Source organism: Georgenia sp., from assembly GCF_054605595.1.
In genome coordinates, this window is the sequence record NZ_JBTSDU010000177.1 from 1 (window position 1) to 4,852 (window position 4,852).

Consider the following 4,852-nt stretch of genomic DNA (forward strand, 5'->3'; position numbering starts at 1 on the left):
GTCGTACCCGTCCTCGGGGACGAGGTTCCACTCCTTGCACGCCACCTCGCAGGCCTTGCAGCCGATGCACACGCTGGTGTCGGTGAAGAACCCCTGACGCGGGGGCGGGGAGACGTAGCCGGCTTCCCCGGCCGGGTCGATCGGCCCGAACAGGCTGTTCCTACCCATGTGTGCCCTCCCGTTGCTCGCCGCTGCCCCCGGTGCCCGGCTGCCCGGTGCCGCTACCACCGTCGCCCGGCCCGCTGCCACCGGTGCCCGGCCCGGTGCCGCCGGTGCCGCCGCTACCCCCGGTGCCCGGCCCGGCGCCACCGGTGCCCGGCCCGGGGGTGCCGTCGTCGGCCCCGCTCCCGGCCCCCGCGCCGGCACGGCGCGCGGTCACGAACGGGGCGTAGTGCTCCACCACGCCCGCGCGCCGTCGGTAGTCCGCCACGTACACCAGCAGGTCGGGCCCGGTGGGCCGCCGTCCCGCCCGGACGTCGCACGTGCCGGCCTTGGTCTCCTGGATGAGCACGTTGGGGTCCAGCGTGATGCCGAACAGGTCGTTGGCCGAGTCGCCACGCACCAGCCCGCTGCCGCCCCAGTGGAAAGGCAGCCACACCTGGTGCACCGTGCGGCCCTCGACCCGCAGGGGCACCAACCGGTCGGTGACGAGCACACGGCCCTCCACGGCGGCTCGGGCGGTGACGACGTGGCACCAGCCCAGGTGCTCGAGCCCACGCTCGGCCGCCAGCTCCGGGGACACCTCGATGAACATCTCCGGCTGCAGCTCGGCCAGGTACGGCACGAAGCGGCTCATCCCGCCGGCCGTGTGGTGCTCCGTGAGGCGACTGGTGGTGAAGACATAGGGGAACACCTCCCCGCCGGCGAGCGGCGGGCTGGGGTTCAACGGGTTGTCGCCGCGGCGGTACTCGATGCGCGTGGGGTTGGCCTGCTGGCCGTAGAGCGCGTTGGCGAACGGGGACTCCACCGGTTCGTAGTGGGTGGGCAACGGACCGTCGACGAGGCCGTGCGTCACGAACAGGGCCCCCTTGCCGTCCCCCTGCATGATGAAGGGGTCGTCGCCGGCGATGCCCGCCACCCCGACCGCGCCGTCCGGCGGGCGGTAGGACGGTGGCTTGTCCACCTCGAAGTCCGGCACGTCGTGCCCGGTCCACCGGCCTGCCGCGGCGTCCCACCACACGTAGGCCTTGCGTTCGCTCCAGGGGCGCCCGTCCGGGTCGGCGGAGGCGCGGTTGTACAGGATCCGCCGGTTCGCCGGCCACACCCAGCCCCACTCGGGCGCGACCCAGCTCTGCTCGGTGCCGGGCCTGCGGCGGGCGGCCTGGTTCACGCCGTCCGCGTAGACGCCGGTGTAGATCCAGCAGCCGCTCACCGTGGACCCGTCGGCCCGCAGCTGGGTGAACGTGGACAGCGGCCGGCGGGTGGCCACCTCGTAGCCGTTGATCTCCATGAGCACGGCCGCGGCGCTGGGGTCCTCGGTGGCGCCCGCGGTGGGGTAGTCCCACGTGAGGTCGAGCACGGGGCGGTCCTTGGGATCAGTGGAGCCGGCCAGCCGCTCGCGCACCAGGCGGCCGAGGTGGTAGAAGAACCACAGTTCCGAGCGCCGGTCGCCGGTCGGGTCCACGGCCCGTTCCCGCCACTGCAGCATCCGCTGGGTCTGGGTGAAGGTGCCCTCCTTCTCCACGTGCGAGGCGGCCGGCAGGAGGAAGACCTCGGTGGCGCACTCCTCGGTGACGATCTCGCCGGTGTCGATCTCCGGGGAGTCCTTCCAGAAGGTCGCGCTCTCGATCTCGTACAGGTCCCGGACCACGAGCCAGTCGAGCTGGGCCATGCCCAGTCGCTGGGCACGGCCGTGCGCGGAGCCGACGGCGGGGTTCTGGCCGAGCAGGAAGTATCCCTCGACCTTCCCGTCGATCATGTCCAGCACGGTGCGGTACGTGCCGTGGTCGCCGGTCATGCGCGGCAGGTAGTCGTAGCAGAAGTCGTTCTCCGCGGTGGCCGCATCGCCCCAGTAGGCCTTGAGGAGGCTGACGGCGTAGGCGTCGGCAGCGTCCCAGTACCCCTTGGCGCCGGGGTGGCGGATGCTGTCGACCCAGGACTTCAGGTCCGGGTGGTCCTCGGCCTCGGGCATGGGGAGGTACCCGGGCAGGAGGTTGAACAGGGTGGGGATGTCCGTGGAGCCCTGGATGCTGGCGTGCCCGCGCATGGCCATGATGCCGCCACCGGGCCGACCCATGTTGCCCAGCAGCAGCTGGAGGATGGCGCCGGTGCGGATGTACTGCGCGCCCACGCTGTGCTGGGTCCAGCCGACGCTGTACACCAGCGCCGTCGTCCGCTCGCGCCCGGAGTTCTCCGCCCAGGCGCGTGCGACCGCCAGGAACTGCTCCTGCGGCACCCCGCACGTGGCCGCGACGAGCTCGGGTGTGTACCGGGCGAAGTGTCGTTTGAGCACCTGGAAGACGCACCGCGGGTGCTGGAGCGTCTCGTCCCGCGGGGGCCGGCCCGCCGCCTGGACGCCGTGGGCCTCGTGCTGCACGGGGCCGGCCGCGTCACGGTTCCGTGCGGTGCCACCCCCGCCGGGCGCCGCCCGATCGTCGCCGGCGTACTGCCAGCTGCGCGTGTCGTAGGTGCGGGTGCCCTCGTCGAAGCCGGAGAAGAGCCCGTCGAGGTCCTCGGGGTCGGCGTAGTCCTCGTCGAGGATCGTGGCGGCGTTGGTGTAGGCGAGCACGTACTCGCGGAAGTCGAGGTCGTTGCTCAGCACGTAGTTGACGATCGCGCCCAGGAACACGATGTCCGTGCCGGCCCGCAGCGGCACGTACGTGTCCGCGAGCGCGCTGGTCCGGGTGAAGCGGGGGTCGACGTGGATGACCCGGGCGCCCCGGGCCTTGGCCTCCATGACCCACTGGAAGCCCACGGGGTGGGCCTCCGCCATGTTCGAGCCCTGGATGATGATGCAGTCGGCGTTGGCGAGGTCCTGCTGGAAACCGGTGGCGCCCCCGCGACCGAAGCTGGTCCCCAGACCGGGGACCGTGGCGGAGTGTCAAATGCGGGCCTGGTTCTCGATCTGCAGCGCCCCGAGGGCGGTGAAGAGCTTCTTGATGAGGTAGTTCTCCTCGTTGTCCAGCGTCGCCCCGCCCAGGCTGGCGAAGCCGAGGGTGCGCCGGACCTTGCGATCCTTCGCGTCGAGGTCCTGCCAGGTCCGCTCCCGGGTGCGCACCACCCGGTCGGCGATCATGTCCATCGCGACGGTCAGGTCGAGCTCCTCCCACTCGGTGCCGTACGGGCGGCGGTAGCGGACCTTGTCGAGCCGGGCGGCCCCCGTGACGAGGCTCTTGCTGGCCGAGCCCTTGGGGCACAGCCGGCCGCGGGAGATGGGACTGTCCGGGTCGCCCTCGATCTGGACGACCTGCTCGTCCTTGACGTAGACCAGCTGCCCGCAGCCGACGGCGCAGTAGGGGCACACGCTGCGGGCGACCCGATCGGCGGTGACGGTGCGGGCGGTGAGCTCCTCCGTGGCCCGGGAACGGGCGGCGGGGCCACGCCCGAGCAGATCCGGGCCGACGGCCTGGCGCACCACGGGCCAGCTGAGGAACACCTTGCGAGCACCCATGTCGATCTCCTCTCCGATGGACCCAGCGTGCCGCCGACGGCGGGCTACCGCACCTCGATGGCGTGCTCGCGCGCGGGCACCAGCTCGCCGACGACCGGGTACCCGGGGATCTCGCCGGCCACGAGCAGCCCGCCGGAGGTCTGCGCGTCGGCGAGGAGGACCAGCTCGTCCTCGCGCACCGCCGAGCGCACGTGCGGCCGGACCCAGTCGAGGTTCCGGCGGCTACCGCCCGGGACGAAGCCGTCATCGAGGGACTGCCGGGCCCCGTCGAGGTACGGCACGGCGGCGGCGTCGACGACGGCGCTCAGCCCGCTGGCCCGGACGAGCTTGAACAGGTGGCCCAGCAGACCGAAACCCGTGACGTCGGTGGCGCAGCGCACGCCGAGGCCGAGGGCGTCCCGGGAGGCGTCGCGGTTGAGGGTGGTCATGGTCGCGACGGCCTCCTCGAAACGTTCCCCGGTGACCTTGTGCCGGTTGTTCAGGACGCCGAGGCCGAGCGGCTTGGTCAGCGTCAGCGGCAGCCCCACCTCGCCGGCGTCGTTGCGCAACAGCCGGTCGGCGTCGGCGAGGCCGGTGACGGCCTGCCCGTACTTCGGCTCGGGATCGTCCACGCTGTGGCCGCCGCCGACGAAGGTGCCCGCCGCGGCGCAGACGTCCGCCCCACCGCGCAGCACCTCGGCGGCGACGTCGAAGGGGATCCGCCCGCACGGCCAGGAGAGCAGGTTGACGGCGACGAGCGGGGTGCCGCCCATGGCGTAGACGTCCGAGAGGGCGTTGGTGGCGGCGATGCGGCCCCAGTCGTAGGGATCGTCGACCACGGGGGTGAAGAAGTCCGCGGTGACGATGATCGCCCGGCCGCCGTCGATGCGCACCACCGCGGCGTCGTCACCGTGCTCCACGCCGACGAGCAGGTCCGCGCCGCCGGGCAGGAGCAGGCCGCCGAGGAGGCGTTCGAGCTCGCCGGGCGGCACCTTGCAGGCGCAGCCGCCACCGGCGGCGTACTGGGTCAGGCGCAGCGGGGACATCGTCGTCACCCGGACCAGGGTAGGGACGATCCGCCGCCCCGTCGAGCGGGCGACGACGCCACGCACCCGCCGTCGTCCGAGCGGCCCGGCGAACGCATGCCGCGAGCGGGGCCGCACCGCTAGGGTGGCCGCGGAGGCGTACCTCGTCTGGTGATGGGCGCGGTCCTCAAAACCGTTGTGGCCGAGCACCTCGGCCAGGCGGGTTCGATTCCCGTCC

1 protein-coding gene and 2 pseudogenes are annotated in these 4,852 nt (G+C 72.8%); all 3 read right to left on the reverse strand.

Translation table 11 applies throughout. From position 1 onward, the window contains the following. Window positions 1-168 (reverse strand): annotated as a pseudogene (locus tag ACYC1Z_RS14215) (4Fe-4S dicluster domain-containing protein); the annotation flags it as partial. 232 nt (window positions 169-400) lie between these two features. Continuing rightward, window positions 401-3,610: pseudogene (fdh, locus tag ACYC1Z_RS14220) on the reverse strand (formate dehydrogenase); the annotation flags it as partial. Between the two features lie 44 nt (window positions 3,611-3,654). Then, a complete protein-coding gene (gene selD / locus ACYC1Z_RS14225; RefSeq protein WP_461410174.1) occupies window positions 3,655-4,635 on the reverse strand; it encodes a selenide, water dikinase SelD in 981 nt (326 codons plus the stop codon). Window positions 4,636-4,852: the final 217 nt, after the last annotated feature.

Coding starts and splice junctions, on each gene's coding strand:
- selD (WP_461410174.1), bottom strand. CDS start 4,635: ATGTCCCCGCTGCGCCTGACCCAGTACGCCGCCGGTGGCGGCTGCGCC.